This window comes from Nonomuraea sp. NEAU-A123 (assembly GCF_018603905.1).
Lineage (GTDB): Bacteria > Actinomycetota > Actinomycetes > Streptosporangiales > Streptosporangiaceae > Nonomuraea.
In genome coordinates this window covers 295,150-313,116 of sequence record NZ_JAHFZZ010000004.1, presented here as the reverse complement: position 1 = coordinate 313,116, position 17,967 = coordinate 295,150, and the positions used below count along the sequence as shown (strand labels likewise).

At 71.1% G+C, this 17,967-nt stretch carries 16 protein-coding genes; 12 read left to right on the top strand and 4 right to left on the bottom strand.

What is annotated here, in order from left to right:
• Positions 1–4: 4 nt before the first annotated feature.
• Positions 5–1,528: a carboxylesterase/lipase family protein gene (locus KLK06_RS13710; RefSeq protein ID WP_214635807.1), complete on the bottom strand. Its 1,524-nt coding sequence runs from the start codon at positions 1,526–1,528 to the stop codon at positions 5–7.
• Between the two features lie 130 nt (positions 1,529–1,658).
• Here KLK06_RS13710 and KLK06_RS13705 point away from each other — a divergent pair, with 130 nt between their 5' ends.
• On the top strand, positions 1,659–2,477 hold the full coding sequence (locus KLK06_RS13705; protein WP_214635806.1) for a DUF4253 domain-containing protein: 819 nt from the start codon (positions 1,659–1,661) through the stop codon (positions 2,475–2,477).
• Between the two features lie 97 nt (positions 2,478–2,574).
• Here KLK06_RS13705 and KLK06_RS13700 read toward each other — a convergent pair whose 3' ends face one another.
• Together KLK06_RS13700 and KLK06_RS13695 are read right to left on the bottom strand one after the other, a co-directional pair.
• Positions 2,575–3,444, bottom strand: coding sequence for an SAM-dependent methyltransferase (locus KLK06_RS13700; protein ID WP_308168226.1), 870 nt, complete (start codon positions 3,442–3,444; stop codon positions 2,575–2,577).
• 137 nt (positions 3,445–3,581) lie between these two features.
• Positions 3,582–4,832, bottom strand: a complete 1,251-nt coding sequence (locus tag KLK06_RS13695; RefSeq protein WP_214635805.1) for a helix-turn-helix transcriptional regulator — start codon at positions 4,830–4,832, stop codon at positions 3,582–3,584.
• 218 nt (positions 4,833–5,050) lie between these two features.
• Between KLK06_RS13695 and KLK06_RS13690 the strand changes: the two genes are divergently transcribed.
• The 11 genes from KLK06_RS13690 (at position 5,051) to KLK06_RS13640 (ending at position 15,831) form a co-directional block, all read left to right on the top strand.
• Positions 5,051–5,827, top strand: a complete 777-nt coding sequence (locus tag KLK06_RS13690; protein WP_214635804.1) for a hypothetical protein — start codon at positions 5,051–5,053, stop codon at positions 5,825–5,827.
• Complete coding sequence (locus KLK06_RS13685; RefSeq protein ID WP_214635803.1) at positions 5,824–7,416, top strand: MFS transporter; 1,593 nt, start codon at positions 5,824–5,826, stop codon at positions 7,414–7,416. Before KLK06_RS13690 ends, KLK06_RS13685 begins: the two co-directional genes overlap by 4 nt.
• A gap of 11 nt (positions 7,417–7,427) precedes the next feature.
• On the top strand, positions 7,428–7,739 hold the full coding sequence (locus tag KLK06_RS13680; protein ID WP_214635802.1) for a hypothetical protein: 312 nt from the start codon (positions 7,428–7,430) through the stop codon (positions 7,737–7,739).
• 51 nt (positions 7,740–7,790) lie between these two features.
• Positions 7,791–7,988 (top strand): hypothetical protein, encoded by a 198-nt coding sequence (locus KLK06_RS13675; RefSeq protein ID WP_214635801.1) that lies wholly within the window; start codon positions 7,791–7,793, stop codon positions 7,986–7,988.
• 98 nt (positions 7,989–8,086) lie between these two features.
• A complete protein-coding gene (locus KLK06_RS13670) occupies positions 8,087–8,383 on the top strand; it encodes a hypothetical protein (RefSeq protein ID WP_214635800.1) in 297 nt (98 codons plus the stop codon).
• Positions 8,383–9,111 (top strand): hypothetical protein, encoded by a 729-nt coding sequence (locus KLK06_RS13665; protein WP_214635799.1) that lies wholly within the window; start codon positions 8,383–8,385, stop codon positions 9,109–9,111. The genes KLK06_RS13670 and KLK06_RS13665 overlap by 1 nt, the downstream gene beginning before the upstream one ends.
• Complete coding sequence (locus KLK06_RS13660; RefSeq protein WP_214635798.1) at positions 9,108–10,316, top strand: NAD(P)/FAD-dependent oxidoreductase; 1,209 nt, start codon at positions 9,108–9,110, stop codon at positions 10,314–10,316. Before KLK06_RS13665 ends, KLK06_RS13660 begins: the two co-directional genes overlap by 4 nt.
• Complete coding sequence (locus tag KLK06_RS13655) at positions 10,309–11,118, top strand: aspartate/glutamate racemase family protein (RefSeq protein WP_214635797.1); 810 nt, start codon at positions 10,309–10,311, stop codon at positions 11,116–11,118. Before KLK06_RS13660 ends, KLK06_RS13655 begins: the two co-directional genes overlap by 8 nt.
• A 5-nt stretch (positions 11,119–11,123) precedes the next feature.
• Positions 11,124–12,101 carry a porphobilinogen synthase gene (gene hemB / locus KLK06_RS13650; protein ID WP_214635796.1) on the top strand — a complete coding sequence of 326 codons (978 nt, stop codon included), beginning with the start codon at positions 11,124–11,126 and terminating at the stop codon, positions 12,099–12,101.
• A gap of 60 nt (positions 12,102–12,161) precedes the next feature.
• A complete protein-coding gene (locus KLK06_RS13645) occupies positions 12,162–15,332 on the top strand; it encodes a hypothetical protein (RefSeq protein ID WP_214635795.1) in 3,171 nt (1,056 codons plus the stop codon).
• A gap of 94 nt (positions 15,333–15,426) precedes the next feature.
• Positions 15,427–15,831, top strand: coding sequence for a hypothetical protein (locus KLK06_RS13640; RefSeq protein ID WP_214635794.1), 405 nt, complete (start codon positions 15,427–15,429; stop codon positions 15,829–15,831).
• 60 nt (positions 15,832–15,891) lie between these two features.
• Here the strand turns inward: KLK06_RS13640 and KLK06_RS13635 are convergent, their stop codons facing one another.
• Positions 15,892–17,808, bottom strand: coding sequence for a Xaa-Pro dipeptidyl-peptidase (locus KLK06_RS13635; RefSeq protein ID WP_214635793.1), 1,917 nt, complete (start codon positions 17,806–17,808; stop codon positions 15,892–15,894).
• Between the last annotated feature and the right edge of the window lie 159 nt (positions 17,809–17,967).

Genomic DNA, 17,967 nt, shown 5'->3' with positions numbered 1-17,967 from the left:
CCGGCTACTTCCAGAAGGCCAGCTTGTGCTCGGCAGCGTAGTCGACCGGCCGGATGGCCCCCGGGGCCAGGGACAGGGTGCCGGAGGAGACACGCGGCCAGGCGGGCAGCCCGCGGCCGTTCGGGTCGCCGGTGCGGGCGAAGTTCGTCCAGTAGCTCATCATCTGCCCGGACAGCCGCTCCTGGGCGGGCGACAGCTCGGCCTTGGTCTCCGGGAAGATGTACGGCAGGTCGCTCGCGTGGTAGGCGCCCCAGTCGAAGTCCGCCTCCAGCGGCAGGAACATCGGCGCCTTCCGGTCGGCGAACTCGTAGCCATAGACCGGTGCCCTCTTGGCCAGCAGCGCGTTCTGCTCATGGGTGGACCGGGCCCACATACGATCGGTCAACACGGTAGCCCAAGCGATACTCGGCGACTTATAGCGACTTACCGGATATTTCCGGGCAATTTGCTCAGCGTTCGCTCCGAACGCATCTTTTAGCAATTGCCGGTAAACCGGAGAGGTGCCCTGGACGTCGTAATTCATTCCGACAAAGATCCGGTGTTCGTCCCTCGTCGTGCCCGCCAGCACCGGCATCGGGCTGGCGTGCCCCTTCCGCATCGCGTCGGCCGGCGATTCGGGCAGGACGTCGTTCCCGTACGCGTACGGTTGGAAGACGTTCATGATCTGCGGAACCTCAAGGATCTTCTTGACCGGCAGCGCGCGCAGGCAGGCCAGGTCCGAGCAGCCGAGCTGCTTGGCGTACACCTCCCCTATGGCGTTCACCTGGGCGGCGGGCCGCCACGCGAACGACGGCAGGGCGGGCACGCCCGGCACCACGCTGTTGGCGGGCATGTCCATCAGAGTCTCGCCGCTCTGCATGATCGCCCGCTGGAACAGACCCTTGGCGCCCGGCGAGGAGAGCTGGCCGCCGATCGACAGCGCGCCGTAGGAGATGCCGAAGGCGGTCACGTTGCCCGGGTCGCCGCCGAACGCCGCCGCGTTGCGCCTGACCCAGCGCAGCGCCTCCTGCTGGTCCTGCAGGCCGAACGTGCCCGAGTTACGCAGCCCCGGGTAGCCGAACCCGCTGAACACGCCGAGCCGGTAGTTGATCGTCACGACCACCACGCCCTTGGCGGCCAGCTTCCGGGCGTCGGAGAAGTGGCCCGCGCCGACCGCGCCGTCACCGTGGATCCACACCATGACCGGCCGTCCGCCGCCGGGAACGGCGGGCGTGGTGACGTTCAGGAACAGGCAGTCCTCGTTGTCGCTGCTGGTCGGCGCGTACGGAGTGCCGACCTGCGGGCACAGGGCGCCGGGCTTGGTGGCCTCCCGCACCCCCTGCCACGCGGGCACGGGCTTCGGCGAGTCCCAGCGCGCCGCCGTGGCGTATCTGATGCCCTGGAAGAGACGGTTCGCCGAGGTCACCGTGCCGCGCACGGCCCCCGAAGCGGTCTCGACGACCGCCGGATCCGCGACGGTCCCGGGCTCGCTGATGGCCGGCTCGGCACACCCGGTGAGGAGTACGGCCAGCGCTAGCAGAATCTTCATGCCTCCACCGTCTCGAAAGCGGGCGGCCGGCAGAAGATTCGCCTGTACGGGATCGCCCAGGACAAAAGTCCTGGAGCAACGGTCGGCACTACCATCTCCGAGACAGGATTCGGTAGCGAAACGGTAGGGCATGAACGATCATCAGCTGCCCCGTGAGGTGTGCCAGCTGTTCGCCGACGGCGGCAGAGGGCGGCTCCTGCCGGTCAGCCTGCCCGAGGGCGACGTCGTCTGGCCCGATCCCGGCTACACGCACCAGGGCGAGGCGGCCAGACCGGCGTTCTGGATGAGCGACGAAGCCGTGGCGGGCACTGACTGGGCGCGGTTCCGGACCGCCCACGCGCGTAGCGGCCTGTGGCCCGTCCTGCTGGACGAGTCCACGCAGCCCTGGTCGATCGGCCAGGTCGTGCCGGACGAGGTGCTGATGATCGAGCACTTCACGGCCGAGGGGTTCATGGCCGAGGTGTGGCAGGAGTGGGTCGGCAAGATGCCGCCGGACGCCCTGGAGGAGCTGGAGCCGTTCGGCGCGCTCTGTCCGGGCCCGGCGCCGCCGGGGGTGCTGAGGGCCGACCCGGGCGCCGTCGCCGACTGGTACGCCGGTGAGCTGTCGGCCAAGGGCCTGCCGCTCGGCCTGGTCGCCGCGCACCGGGGTGCCGACGCGCTGGCCGTGATGGGCTGGCAGGGGGCGCTGCACCACAACGAGTGGATGGTGCCGCTGGCGGCGGTGGTGCGCAGTTGGGAGGACCGGTTCGGGGTCCGCGTGGTGGGCGTCGGCTTCAACACGCTGGAGCTGAGCGTCGCCGCGCCGCCGGTCGAGCCCGAGCACGCGCTGCACGTGGCGGCCGAGCACTGGACCTTCTGCCCGGACAACGTCGTCCAGGGGCCGGGCGATCTGCACAGTTACGCCGAGCAGATCATCGGCCGGCATTACTGGTCGTTCTGGTGGGACTAGCGCTGGACGGGACAGCACAGCGCCCCTGAGGGTCCGGCTGGGGCATCAGGCCGGACCCTCGGTCGCGGGCATCCGCGAAGGCGCCGTGGCAGGCGTATCAGGGAAGGCAGGCCACGGCGCCGTAATTGCCCGACGAGCTCGGCTGGTCCGCACATGGGGAGTCCAAGCCGTCGGGCCGCCAGAGCGGAACCCACACCAGTCCCGGTTCCAGCAGTTCGAGCCCGTCCAACAAGGCCGCCACCTCGGCACGCGTACGGATCACGTGTCCCGGCAGCGTCATCGCCAGCAGGTCGTTGATGGCGGGCAGCAGTTCGGCGGGGATCCCGTCGAAGGTGGTCTGTAGGAGCGCCAGGTAGCTGCCGTCCACGACGGCGTGGCGCAGGCGCTTGATCACGAAGGACGCCAGCTCGTCGTCGCTGAGGCTGTGAGTGGAGAGGAGCAACACCCCGACAGGCCGTTCCCAGTCGATGAACCGGGCCACCACCTCGTCGGCGAGCATCTCGTCGATCTGTCGTATGTCACCTTCCACGACCCGTACCAGGTCGTGGACGCGCTCGATGGTGACGTGGGCACTGGCCAGAACCATGGGGTCGTTCTCGACATAGACCACGCGAACGTCAGAAGCCACCGAAGCGTCGCGGGCGATGTCATGTAACTGATGTCCGGGCGGGAGCGCGCTGGGCACGCCACTGCCGATGATCAGGAACTGGTCGATGCCGGAGCCGGCCAGATGGCTCACCACCCGTGCCAGGTAGCGCAGGACGGCTCGTGCGGCGAAACCGGTAACCGGAACCGCCTCGTCGTAACGGCGCACCGCATCACTGTCAACCTCGAAATGGTTCTTTCCCCCCGCGGCGGCGTCGAGTATTCGGGTGACACTCGCGCGGGTGGTGTCAAGGTTGGTCAGATTTCGGATGGCACGCTGACGCATTGAGTGTTGCCCCTTTCCCCTCGCCAGGAACTTCACGGGAAAGTCGGTCCCACTGACCCCACTCATTTGGTCCAACAATACCAATGATCCATCAACGCCCGGATCTGACAATAGAAAGAGCAATATTTGTTGGGAAATATCCATTTCCCGTTGTGGCGCGGGGAAGTGTCAGATCATCTATGGGTCAGACGGTCACGGTGCGCATACAGCAACTCGTGAGTCTCGTCGCCCATGGTGGTGGTGACCGACAGCTTGGTGAAGGCCTGGTGGTAGGCCTCGACCGCGGCCGCATCGGTGATCACTTCATCGGAGTCGATGGCGTGGGCGCAGGCCACATCGGGCTCGAAGGCCTCCGGGAAGCGCCACATGGTGAACGATCCGCTACGGGGCAGGTAGATCGGATCGTCGATCGGCACGATGTGCAGCGAGATGTTGGGCCGCTTCGCGTACTCGATCAGCCGGTCGAGCTGAGCCGCCTGCGTCGCGAGGTCGGCGATCGAGCGCAGCAGGACGCTCTCGTCGATCACCGCCCACAGCACGGGGCCGTCGCCGTGGTTCAGCAGCGCCTGGCGGGAGCGGATCAGGCCCACGGCCGCGTCGGCCGACGTCTGGCCGAGCCCGGCGTTGCCCGCCACCTCGATGGCGGCCCGCGCGTACGCCTCGGTCTGCAGCAGCGGCGGGACGACCTGGGTCTGGTAGGTGCGGATCAGTGAGGCCCGCTGCTCCAGCGCGTACGTCGCGGCCATCCAGACGGGCACGGAGCCGGCGTCGTACCAGGAGGGCGGGCGTTCGCCGCGAGCAAGCGACAGGACGTACTCGCGGGTGGGCGGGGCGGTCACGCCGTAGAGGGTGAGCAGGCGCTCGACCGTGACGGGCGCGGGCGCGACGCGGCCCTCCTCGATCGCGCCGATGGCGGCGGCCCCCCGGCCCAGGGAGGTCTCGACCTCCTCCGGCGACATGCGGGCGATCAGCCGGAGGTTGCGCAGGCGGTCGCCGAGCGCCTCGCGTTGCGGCTCGGTCAGCGGGGCCGCGGCCTCGGGGATCTCGGGGGCGGCGGCCTCTGGCTGTTCGGGCAGCCCCTCGGCCGCGCGGGCGAGCCCTATCACGCCGCGCAGGACGGTCAGCGACCCGTCGGAGAGCCCGGAGGCGGACGCGCCGATCGCGGCGGCCCGCAACTGGAGCTCCTCGACCGCGCCGGAGTCCAAGGTGTCCTCGCCCAGCAGCCAGCCCACGCTCACCTGGAGGCAGGCGGCGAGGGCGCGGAGCACCTGGAGGGTCGGGTTGGTCTGCTTGCCCGTGCGCAACTGGCTGACGTAGGCGCGCGTGATCGGGATGCCGGCCTCGGTGAGGGCCGCGGCGAGCTGAGCCCCCGAAAAGCCGCGCTTGCTCAGAGCGAGATCGAGTCGCTCGGCGAAGTTAGCCACTCGTACCTCCCAGCCGCCACAAGCCTCCAGCGTAAAGGAAGCCTGGCTCGCCGTCCCCTGCCCCGCGGGAAGCGAAACTCCGCAGCGGGAGGTCAATGTATACGAAAACTGTCAGTTGACACAACGCGTGGCAGACGCCCACTATCGTAGTGATCGTGGTAACTGAGACTTGACAGCCGGAGGGTTCTGGAGAGTCTCCGGCGAGGAGGTGGCCGGACGTGACCGTCGATTCCGTCGATTCCAAGGTCCGTTCCTGGTTCTCGAAGAATCCGGCCCCGCCCGCGCAGGCGAACGTGATCAGACGCGTCTGCGCTCGGGCGGCCCCAGAAAGGAATGTGATCCATATAGCCGAGCTGCCACTTGGCGGCGTACAGGTCTGGGTGGACGACACCCCCGACCGGTGGAGTGTGCAACACCGGATGGCCCGCGAGCTGCGGCTCGCCGGGTGGCACACGGAGGCGGGCGCCGATCGCCTGCTGGTGCTCGGTTGGAGCGCCGACTGCCTGCACCACCGCGCCCGCATGCTGGCCGCGGCGCTGAGGGGCCGGCTGGCCGACTTCGACCAGACCGCGGTCATGGCCGTCATGATCGCCAACCCGCTGAGGGACCGGGACCTGTCCATCGACGAGATCGCCCTCGAGGTGGAGACGCAGCTCAGCCGGTCGCTGCGCTGGCCCGACAGACTCGCCGATCTCGACGGACTCGAACGCACCGCGACCGTGGAGCCGCTGCGGCTCAGGCTGGCGCAGATCGCCGGTCTGGAGGCCAAGGTGGCCCGCCGCTGTGCCGAGCACCTGGCCCTGGCCGCGCAGGTCGCTCTGACGCTGGCCGGCGGCGACGTGCCGTCCAGGGTCCGCGAGAACAGCCGCGACATCGGCCTGTCCGAGCGGGTCGTCGCCGCGAGCGTGCCGAACAACAGCCCGGTGCCGGTTCCCGCCGAACCTGCCCCGGCCCCGGTCGAGCCCGAACTCAGCTACGCGGAGTCGGCCCGATGACCTTGACGCCCATCCGCGAGGGCGTCACCGGTCCCATGGTGGTGCCCGCGATGCCGTCGGCTCGCCGGATCCGGGGGCGGTTCGCCGTACTGCGGCTGGTCGCCTCCGGGGTGGTGGTCGCGATCATGGCGGACAGCACCGCGACGACGTTGGCGATCCCCGTGCTCAGCCGAGACCCGCTGGCGGCGGCCCTGCCGCTGGCCGAGGTCACCTGGGTGAGCACGGTCAACTTCGCCGCGGTCGCCGCGCTGCTCGCCACCGCCGGGCGCTTCGCCGACCTGCTGGGCAGGCGCAGCGTGCTCGCGCTGGGACTGGCCCTGTACGGGCTGGGCGCGACGACGGTCATCGCCGCCCCGTCCTGGACCCTGCTCCTCGCCGGGCGGGTGGCCCAGGGGGTGGGGGCGGCGCTGATGTTCCCCGCCTCGCTGGCGCTGCTGCTCGGCGAGCTGCCCGCCAACCGCCGCGCCGGAGCCATCGCGCTGTGGAGCGCGTCGTCCGGCATCGGGGCCCTGGCCCTGCAAGGGGGCGGGGGCTGGCTGCTGACCGAGTACGGCTGGCGCGGCCTGTTCCTGCCCGGCGCGGGACTCGCGGCGGCGCTGCTGATGCTCACCCCGGCGCTGCCCCGCAACCGCGGCACCAGACGCGGGGTACCCGATCTGCTGGGCGCGGCCCTGCTGATCGGCGCCATCGCGGCGGCGGTGCTGGCCATCTCGCAGGGCAGCCTCTGGGGCTGGACCTCGGCACGCACACTGGCCTGCGCGGGAGCCGCCGGGCTGCTGTTCGGAGGCGCGATCGCGACTTCGTGGCGGCATCCCCTGGGCGCGATCGACATGAACCTGTGGCGGCGTCCCGGCTTCCTGTGGGCCGGCGGCGCGTCCTGCCTGTACGGCGCCGCCTCCTTCGTGGTGCTCGCCATGGGACCGCTCTACCTGCGGGCCAGCAGCTTCGACACCGCCACCATCGGACTGTGGCTCACCCCGATCTCGATCGCGATGATCGTGTCGTCGCCGCTGGCCACCCCCGTCGGGCGCCGCATCGGGCTCAACGGAGTCGTCTACAGCGGAGCCCTCATGCTCGGCACCGGCTGCGCGCTCATGCTGGCCCAGCCGCACCCCAACGCCTGGTGCCTGCTCGGCGCCGTGCTGCTGGGGACCGGGTTCGGCTTCCTGTCCACCGGTACGTTCACGGTCGGCTCGATGGCCGCCGACCCGAGCCAGTACGCCTCGGCGGTCGGCGCCATCAACACGGCCCGGATGCTCGGCGGGGCGATCGGCGTGGCCGGCGCCTCGGTGCTGATCGACCACCCCGTGCTGGCCGGTCCGATGCCGGGCTTCTCCACGGTGATGGTGGCCTGCCTGGCCGTGGCGGTCCTGCTCGGTGTCTCGGCACTGGGCCGCGTCGCCTCGGCGTCCGGCAACCGGCCACGCCGTCCCTCCCTGCGAGAGGCGGAAGCGGAGCTGGTGCTGCTGCGCGGCCTGCTCGCCGAGCTCCGCGACAGCTTCGTCCAGGTCCGCAGTGAGGCCGAACATGAGCTGGCCCGCTTCGGTGTCCGCGACCCGGCCGCATTCCGGGCCCTTGACCAGCGCTGACAGGAGTGATCATGCTCGCAAACGAGACCCGCAGGCCGTACCCGCACCCCTACGAAGTGCGTTCGCCCAGCGTCCGGCACGTGCTGCCGCCGAGTGCCGGGCCCGATACCGACGACACACAGACCGCGAGCATTCCGCGCCAGACGATCCCCCTTCAGAACCCCCTTCAGAGCATCCCCACCCAGGCGGCCGCCGACGGCGGCGCGCCGCCGCAGACCCCGCCCGAGCTGACGGCGCGCACCGTCCACCGGCTCCGCCACATCCGGCAGGTGTCGGACCAGGCGATCAGCGTGATCGACCAGGCGCTCCACCACGTTCCCTGACTCCCTCAGGCCGTTCCTTGAACCCCCCAGGCTCCCTCGCAGGAGGAACTCATGCTCACCATCCAGGTCGAATCCCCGGCGGGACTGGCAGTAGATAGACAACGGGAGTTCGCCGATACCGTGATCGGGGCAGCGGTGGATCTCCTAGGAGTGGAGCGCGGCGAGATCCGGCTCGTCCTCACTGACTGGGACGAGGCGCGGGCGCGTCGGGAGGCGGCGTTCTGGGCCGCGGCTTGGTCGGGTTGCTGATGCCCGCCACCCTCGCCCGCCGGGCGACCGCCAGCGAAGGCGGGAACGCTTTGGGGGCTTCGTACCGCTGCCCCAATGGCTCCAGAAGGGTCCCAACGGTGCCGGTGCCGCATGCCGTCCCCGTCGTACAAGCACTGAAACGGAAGGCGGCCGCCGTCGCGGACGCCGAGCTCGGACGGCTTGCCTCCCGCGCGCCCGGCCTGGACGCCGCGGCCCGCGCCGAGGTCAAGGACGCCGTCCAGCGGGTGGTCGACGCCTTCCTGCGCGAGCCGATCACCCGGGTGACCAGCCACGCCGACTCGCCTCTGGGAGAGAGCTACGCGGACGCCTTATGCGAGCTGTTCTCCCTCGAACTGCCCACCTTCTCCCTCGACCGTCCAGCCAGGAGCGCCTGATGAGCCGTGGCCGGGTCGGCGTGCTGGTACCGCCGGCGAACCCATCGGTGGAGCCCGAACTGGCGCGGCTGTTCGGGTCCCGGGCCGACATGTACGTGAGCCGCTTCCCGGTACGGCCCGGCCTGACACTGGCCGAGCGGCTGGAGAGCTACAACGAGGTCCTGCCCGCGATGATCTGCTCGTTCGGCGACCTGCCGCTCGACGCACTGGTCATGGCGTGCAGCGGCTCGCGATATCTGTTCGCACCCGAGGAAGATCGTGAGAGGTGCGACAAGCTGAGCGGTGAGGCGGGCATTCCCTTCGCCTCGGCGACACTGGCGACGCGGGAGGCGCTGGAGCACATCGGGGCGCAGGAGTTCGTGCTCGTCTCGCCGTATCAGCCCTGGCTGACCGAACTCGCCGAACGGTTCTGGGCGGCGGCGGGCCTGCGCGTCACCCGCGTGATCCCGGTACGGGCACAGGGCGGCTTCTCTCCGTACACCGTCGCGCCGAACGAGCTGGTCGAGCAGGTGGAACAGGCCGGCCTGCCGACCGACGCGGTGGTGCTGTTCAGCGGCACCGGGATGTCCACCCTGCCCGCGCTGGGGCCCCTGGGCGCCGGCAACGACCGGATCCTGCTCACCTCGAACCTGTGCAGCGCCTGGTGGGCGCTGGCGCACGCGACCGGTCAGCCGGTCACGCTCAGCCGGGTGCCGCACCGCCCGGTCGCGCAGGGGCGGCCGTCATGAACGGCGTCACCGTGGTCGGCGCGGGCCCGGTCGGGCTGACCGCGGCGCTCACGCTGGCGCGCGCCGGCGTGCCGGTGACGGTACTGGAACGCGAGCCGGGCCTCGGCCGGCAATCGCGGGCCTCGACCTTCCACCCGGCCACGCTCGACCTGCTGGAGGAGCTCGGGATCGCCACTCCGCTGATCGCCCGTGGCCGGGTGGTGGAGCGGGTGCAGTGGCGTGACCGGGCGGGCCGGGTGCTGGCCGAGATGCTGATGGGCAGCCTCGACGGCCTGACCGAGCACCCGTTCCGGGTGCACGCCGAGCAGTCCACGCTCACCGCGCTGCTGCTGGAGGCGCTGTCGGCCTACCCGGAGGCGGAGGTGCGCTTCGGCACCCCGGTCGACGGGGTGGCCGAGGGCGGCACGGGCGTCCGGCTGCGCATCGGCCGCACGTGGGCGCGCGCCCGCTACGTGGTCGCGGCGGACGGCGCGCACAGCACCGTACGCAGCTCGCTCGGCCTGCCGTTCCCGCGCTCGGAGTATCCGACACAGGCGCTGCGGGTCTTCACCGACTCACCCCTCGACGCGCTGCTGCCCGGCCTGGCGCCGTTGACGTACATCCGCGACTCCCGCCAGTCGTGCAGCCTGCTGGCGCTGCCCGATCACTGGCGGATCATCATCAGGATCCCGCACGACGCCCGCGACCCGCTCAATCCCCAGAACATCGCCAAGCTGGTGCACCGTGCCCTGCCCACCGAGCAGGCGCCGATCCGGGTGATCGGGGCCGACCGCTACAGCCTGGCCCGCGGTGTGCTGGGCGACTACCGGTGCGGGCGGGTGCTGTTCGTCGGCGACGCCGCGCACCTGACCTCCACGGCCGGCGGCCTGAACATGAACGCCGGCATCCACGACGCCGTCGAGATCGGCCAGGTGCTGGCGGCCGTGCTCGGCGGATTCACCGCACCCGCCGCGCTGGATGCGTGGGCGTGGCGGCGGCGCACCGTACTGCTCCACCGGGTGATCCCGCGCAGCGAAGCGCGGGTGGCCGGCGTGCAGGACCGAGACACCACGAAGCTGGCGGCGGCCATGGCGGGGCTGCGCGCCATCGCCGGCGATCCGGAGTCCACCCGCGCCTACCTGGCGCAAGCCTCGATGCTCGACACGATGCCCCATCAATCAGGCCCCCAACCCGTCACGTCCACCCATCACGTGAGGCATGGCTGACATGCGCATCTGGTTCCAGAAACACACGGTCGAGGGTCGGTCCGCGCTGCTGGACAAACTGTACGCCGAGCACTTATCCAAGATCACCGAACCCGGCACCGAGGTGGAGATCCACACGTTGCCGGCCGACACATACGGCACCGATCTGCCCGAGCACCTGGTCGGCTACGGGCAACTGGGACTGCTGTTCGGCAACTACTTCGCGCAGACGGCCGTGGCGGCCGAACGCGACGGGTGCGCCGCCTGGATCAGCGGCGCGGGGCAGGACCCCGGGCTGGCCGCCGCCCGCTCACGCGTGTCGATCCCCGTGATCGGCTACGGCGACGCGGTCTGGCAGGCGGCGCGCATGGAGCGCCACCGGCTCGGCGTGCTGGGCTTCATCCCGTACCTGGCCGAACCGATCACCGAGAACATCCGGGCGGCGGGCGCCGACCTGGCCTCATATCAGGTGGTGGAGAACGGCACCGCCCTCGTGCAGCGAGCCCTGGCCCAGGACTTCGGCCCGCTGCTCGAGGCGTACACCAGTGCCGCGAAACGGGCGGCGGACGCGGGCGCGCAGTGGCTGGTGCCCGCCGAAGGCATCCCGAACGAGATCCTCGTCCACCTCGGGGTGCATGAGCTGCACGGCCTGCCGGTGATCGACCCGGACGGGCTGGCGGTCAAGACGGCCGAACACCTGTGCCACCTGCGTCGGCTCAACATCACCGCGCGCAGCACCACCGGCTACTGGTATCGGCTCCCGCCCGCGGATGCTGTCAGGCACGCGGAACGTGTTTTCCTCGGCAAGGTAATCGGAGGCTAGGACCCATGAGCTTCCCCGCAGACCGTCCCCGCCGCCTGCGGCGCACATCCGCCCTGCGCGGCCTGGTCGCCGAAACGCGGCTGCACCCGGCCGACCTGGTGCAGCCCTTGTTCGTGCGCGAAGGACTCGACGAACCCCGTGACATCCCCAGCATGCCCGGCCAGGTCCAGCACACCCGTGACAGCCTGCGCAAGGCGGCCTCGGCCGCGGCCACCGCGGGCGTCGGCGGCCTGCTGATCTTCGGCATCCCGGCCGAGAAGGACCCCGAGGGCTACGGCGCCTGGGACCCGTGCGGCATCGCGCAGCTGGCCATCGCCGACGTCGCCAAGGAAGTGGGCGACGCCACCGTGGTGATCAGCGACATCAACCTGGACGAGTACACCGAGCACGGCCAGGTCGGCATCCTCGACGCGACCGGCGACGTCGACAACGACGCCACCCTGCGTGCCTACGCCGAGGTCGCGGTGGCCCAGGCCACCGCGGGCGCGCACGTGGTGGCGCCGAGCGGCATGATGGACGGCCAGGTCGCCGCCGTCAGGCAGGCGCTCGATCGGGCCGGCCACGATCGGGTGGCGATCCTGGCCTACGCCGCCAAGTACGACTCCGCCTTCTACGGCCCGTTCCGCGACGCCGTCGAATCGCGGCTGACCGGCACCCGCTCGACCGCCCAGCAGGACCCCGCCAACAGCCGCGAGGCGCTGCGCGAGGTACTCCTGGACATCGAGGAGGGGGCCGACATGGTGATGGTCAAACCGGCGGGTCTCTATCTGGACGTCGTACGCATGGTGGCCGACACGGTCCACGTGCCGGTCTCCGCCTACCAGACGTCCGGCGAGTACGCCGCGATCGAGGCCGCCGCCGCCCAGGGGTGGCTCAACCGCGACCGCGCCATCCGGGAGAGCCTGACGGCGATCCGGCGGGCGGGCGCCGGGAGCGTGATCACCTACTGGGCGACGGAGATCGCGGAGCAGTTACCCGGCTGAGGCTTCTCCGGTGGCTTTTTCGGTGACTCTTCGGTGGCTTTTCGGTAGCGCTGGAAGGAGGTGGCACAGGTGATGTGGCGGACGCTGACAGAGGACGTACGCGAAGAGATCCGCGACCTGTGCGACGAGTACGGGTCCCACCTCTACGACTATTGCCGGACGGAGCTCGCCCAGAGCGAGGCCGAACTGGCGGTCGCCGGGGCGCTGCTGTCAGCGCACGGCCACACGCACCGGGTCGTCGACTCCTCCCTGGTGCGGCCGTGGCTCTACGGGCTGGCCCGGGCGCATCGCGCGGCCGTGGCCAGCCCGGCGAGCACCGGCTCGTGGTCGCGTTCCGGCCGGATGCCGGACCTGCTGCCCGAGGCCCTGCGCGCGCTGGACGCCCTGCAGCGGGAGCTGCTCGACCTGTCCGTACGGCACGGGCTCACGCATCAGGAGATCGCGGTGATCTTCGATGTGACGCCCCCGGACGTGACGTCCATCGTGAGCGAGGCGGCCCGCGGGGTCGAGCGGTGGTTCTCCGCCGTCATCGCCGCCCGGGCCGCCAACGGCTGCGGCCAGCTCGCCATCAAGGTATCGGCCTGGGCAGCGACGCCCACGCGGCGCAACCGGGCCCGCATCAGCCGCCACATCCCCACCTGCCCCACGTGCCGGGCGGCGCCCCGGGCCGTGGTGGCGGCCACATTACTGCGCGAGCTGCCCATCGCCACCGCTCCACCCACGCTGCGCGACCGCCTGACGTGGGCACAGCCGCTGCCGGACGCGGGCGAGCTGTGGCGCGTGGACGGGTTCCCCGTGCAGGTTCGGGGGCTGGTCGAGGCCGCTCCGATGCTGATCTCCCCGATCGCCGACCCCACGGCGGCGACCAGGGGAAGCGCCTGGCCGGCGGCGGGCGCGGCTGCCGCCGGCCAGGAGCGCAAACCCCACAGGAGCCATCGCGCCCCCACCACCGCCCCACCCCGCCCCAACCCACCAACCACCACCCCGCCCCGACCCGACGGGCCGCCTCGTCACGACGCACCGACCGCCATCCCGCTCCAGCGGTCCGACCCGGATGCGGGTCCGGCGCCTCGCGATCACGAGACCACCATTCCGCTCGCCCGGAAGCCCGCTGCCGGCGTCCTCCCGCGGAGCGCCGCGGCTACCGGCCCGTCCGCTCCCCGCATCCTGGCCGCCCCTACGCACGAGGCTCCGACCGCTCCCCCGCAAGACGCCCCCACCCGCCGCCCGCAGAGCCTGGCGGCGGGCCCAGATAGCCCGCCACTCCCTGAGGCGGCCTCGGCTCCGTCCGGGCCGGTGTCGCGGCTGCCCCAGGTGGCCTCGCCGCCACCCAAGCCAGCGTCGCGGCTGCCCGAAGCGACATCGCCGCCACCTCAGCCAGCGTTGCGGCTCCCCGAAGCGACGTCGCCGCCACCCCGGCCGGTCTTGCGGCTGCCTGGGCTGGTCATCGGCGGGCCTCCGGTGCCTGAGGTGCCCGTACAAAGCCGCCACGAGCTGGGCACGCCACCGGCCAACCCGCACGCGGCGACCGCGCCCACCCGCAACCGGCAACCTCTGGCCGCCCCCGTCGGGGAGCCATCCGCACGGCGATCCCCCACCGCTGAGCCGCCACCTCTGTCCGCCCCGATCGGCAACCGATCACCTCTGAGCGCCCCCATCGCGGAGCCGCCCACGCTGGCCGCCCCGATCGGCAACCGGCCGCCTCTAGGCGCCCCCATCGCGGAGCCGCCCACGCTGATCGACGACGACCCGCCCGCGCGGGATACGTCCACCGGCCAGGCGGATGCGTCCGATCGTGGCCCGGCAGCCGGTGCGGGACCGCGTGGCCGGCATCCCTTCGGCGATCGTCACCGGGACGTCCTGGTGGCCACCGCCCGCGACAGGCAGGGCGTCTTCGTAGCGGCCAGCGGCACCCGCCGGGACACCCCGGCCACCAGGAGCCGCCCAGCCCCCTCGGCCCCGAGCAGCCGCCGGGACGCCACGACCACGAGCCCGCACAGGGACGCGACCACCCCGGCCAACCGCCGGGACACCCCCACCCCAGACACCCACCGAGACGCCGCGACCACCGCCCCCAGCACCCGCCGCGACGCCACTACCGCTACCCCCGGCACCCGCCGAGACGGACCGTTCGCCACGACCGGCACCCGTCCGGACACTCTGATCGCGACCACAGGCACCCACCAGGACGCCCTGACCTCTACCCCGGCCACCCGCCGAAACGGACCGACGGCGGGCACTCACCCGGACGCCCTCCTCACCACCCATCGAAACACACCATTCACCACAAACCGCCCGGACGCCCTGTTCACCACCGACGGCACCCACCGCGACGCCCTGATCATCGCCGGCGGCGAGCACCGAGACCTCCTGGTCGCGACCCCCAGCACCGACATCGGCCCAGGAGGCGCCGAGCCGGACGCGGGCATCTGGCACAACGGCCCGGACGACCCGGACTCGGAGTTCTGGCGCGACCGCCCCGACGACTTCGGGCCCGACGGCCGGTTCACCATCCGGTCTGTGGCCACGGTGGGGCTGCTCGTCGGTGCCGGGATGCTGGTGGCGAGCCTGGCCTGGTCCGGCATCCAGAGCCGCCAGCGCCCCGCCATGTCCGAGACGCACACCACCCGGCTCTCGAACACCGGCACCATCCCGGCCGCACCACCGGCGAACGGCCCCAACGTCACGCTCAACCCCACGGTGGTCCCGCCACCGGCCGGCATGACGACGACCGGCCCCGCGCCCACCCCGTCCGCCAAGGCGAGCGCCACGGCAGCGCCGTCCAAGCCGGAATCCAAGATGAGCGACACCCCCACCGGCGAGGTCCGGCCGCAGAAGGTAGCCCTGCCCGGCCCCAAGCCCCCGGTCGCGAGCCTGTCGCCGTCGTCGATCAACCTGGGCACCCGCCGTACCGGATCATTCAGGTTGGTTTGTCCGGGTGACTGTAAGATCACCGCGGTGTCCGGATCGAAGGGGATCGCGGTCTCCGCGCACGCGTTCCGCGTGCGCGTGCCCGCCTCGCGGCCCGGCTGTCCGGGGCCGCCCGCCACCGAGTTCGGGCGGATCACCGTACGGTGGACCGGTACGTCCAACGGCGACGGCGCGAACACCACGGGCGTCGCCCGCGGCAGCGGATCCCTCAACCTGCGCCTGTCCTGGACCGTGGCCAACGCCAAGGGAGCGTTCGTGGCCGACGGAAAGGGCAGCGGCTACTGGACGAACTGCGGCTAAGGGTTCCGCCGACGACCACCTCGTGAGACGTGCTGTCAGCCCGGTCAGGTTCCGTCGAAGCCGTCGGGTGTGCGGCTGTGGGAGGCGGAACTCGTTGCTCATCCTGCTCGGCTGGGCGCCGATCGCGCTGATCGGGGTGTCCCAGACGGCCGTGCTGGCGATCGCCTTCCTGTTCGGCATCGGCAGCCAGTTTGCGGGCGAACCCCTGTACAAGGTGTGGTCCCAGGAACTCGTCCCCACCCTGCTGCGCAGCACCAGCCAAGGTCTCACCATGGCCGTCGCCCGGGTCGTGGCCGCCCTGCTCGCGATCATCGCGCCCACGCTGCTGCTGACCCACCCACGCCCGCTGTTCGTGGCCGTCTTCGTGCTGGCCGCGGTCGCTGTGGCGATCGGGCAGTTCTGGGTGCCGCGACTGCCGAGGGCCCGCGATCTCGAGGCGCCGCCACTCGTCGTCACGGACGCACCCGCCGAGCCGATGCCGGACGCCCAGCGCTCGTAAGCGTTCGTAGCCGAGACGCCCAGCCGGTGGCGGACAGGTCCGCCACCGGCTGACCGGTTTTTAGAAGAAGGTGTTCTCCGGCTCCGGCAGGTCGATCCGCGCCGGTCCGCGGAACTGGCCCGTGTCCTTCGGCACGTCCACCATCGGCGCCCCCTGCGTGAACGGCACGATCACGCTGCTCCTGGCCAGGTCGAGCGTGACGTTCGCCCCCGTACCCGCCTCAGAGGTGTACGTCGTGTCGGTGCCCGCGACGATCAGGGCGATCCGGTGCCCCTTCCTGAAGGTGTAGTCGTGCGGCAGCGTCTGCCACTTGACCTTGCCCCACGTCCCGACGGGCAGGGGCGACGCCGTGCTCAGCGAGTCGCGGTTCCGCACGTCGATCCAGCCGCGGGCGACGATCTCGGCGGGCCGCGTCACCGTGTTCGTGGCCACCTTGCGGTAGCAAGCGTCGTCGGCGGCCGTGCTGTCGCCGTGGCAGTCCTCTTCGGTGAGCGTGGTGATGCCCTGGCCGCGCCGCCAGTCGACGCGGGTGGCGTCGCCGAAGTCGACGAGCAGGGCGGTCAGGTTGGCGTCCGGTTTGTCGAGCTTGACCCGCAGGTCGGCCGTGGGCGCACCGGACAGGCGCAGGTCGAGCGGGAGCGCGCCGCTGGTGAACGCCACCCGGCCCGGCTTGGCCGTACCGACGTCGGCGATCATCTCCTCCTCCTCGAGCGCCACGTCGGTGAAGGAGGCACTGGCATCGCGCCTGGCCGGGACGAGGCCGAGCGAGCCGTCGGCGGCCGGCCGCAGCGCGACGTTCGCCGCCAGCGGCGCCGGCCAGTCGCGCTGGGTGATCCACTGCGTCGGGCCGGTCTGCACGTCGGCGCGCGGGGCGTTCATGACCTCGTTGCGTACGCCCTGCAGCCAGTGGTCGAACCAGCCGTGCAGCGTGTCCACCCACACGTCCCTGCGGCCCTCGAAGTCGAACGGGTCCACGTGCTGGTACTGGCCCACCCAGATCTTGCGCGGTACGTTCCGCTTGGCCAGGGCCTGCCACCAGGTGGAGAAGTTGTCCGGCTTGACGTTCAGGTCGTTGGCGGTGTGCACCACGAAGACGCTGGCCCTGACCTTGGAGACGTCGCCGAGCAGGCCGTTGATGTAGTCGCGCTCGGCCCAGAACGCGTTGTAGTCGCCCGTGTCGTCGCCGTCCTCGGCGTCCATGCGATCCCGTACGGCCTGGCACTTGGCCTCGGGGTCGGTGTCGACGTAGTTGGCCAGCCAGGAGGCGTAGTCGTAGTTGTAGACCACTCCGTTCGAGCGCTGGTACTTGTACCAGGAGCTGATCGCCGAGATCGGCACGATCGTCTCGAGGCCGCGCACGCCGGTGGCGGCCACGGCGTTGGCCAGCGTGCCGTCATAGGACTTGCCGATCATCCCGGCCTTGCCGGTGGTCCAGTCGGCCACGGCCTGGGTGCCGTCCGCGCGGTAGGCCTTGGCCCGGCCGTTCAGCCAGTCCACGACGGCCTTGCCGCCCAGGACGTCCGCCTTGCCACCGATGTCGGGGCAGCCGTCGGACCTGGTGGTGCCGAGCATGTCGACGTTCAGGACGGCGTAGCCGCGCGGCACGAAGTAGTTGTCATAGAAGAGCGGAAATTTCGTGACATTCCCGGCGGCGTCGTAGACCTTCCGCTCGGCCTCGTTGCCGCGTCCAGAATTGTCGTAGTACGGGCTCTCGTCGATGATCACCGGCACCTTGAGCCCCGGGCCGGACTCCTTGGGCCTGATGATGTCAACGCGTACCCGGTCCAACCGGCCATCGGAGTCGCTGTCGACGCTCGACTCGACGTACACGTATTCGCGGACGGCGTCCGCGTAGGAGAAGACCGGCTGCGTGCGGCCGTTCTCAACGGTGATCCTGGGGCCGGCGGCCGCTTGCGCGGGACTCGCGATCGCCAGGGTGAGGGCGACGGCGACGAGGGCCGGGCGTAATTGTGACACGCGTGTCCTCCGAGACGGGTGGGCGCCAAAGTACCCGCAATCTCTCACCCGGCAGGGGGCCTGACAAGATCCGGTGCGTTTACTTGCGGGGGCGTGTTGGACCGATATAGACGGCCTTGTCAGCGAACGCTACCCGCCGATGATCGTACGGAAGGTCAC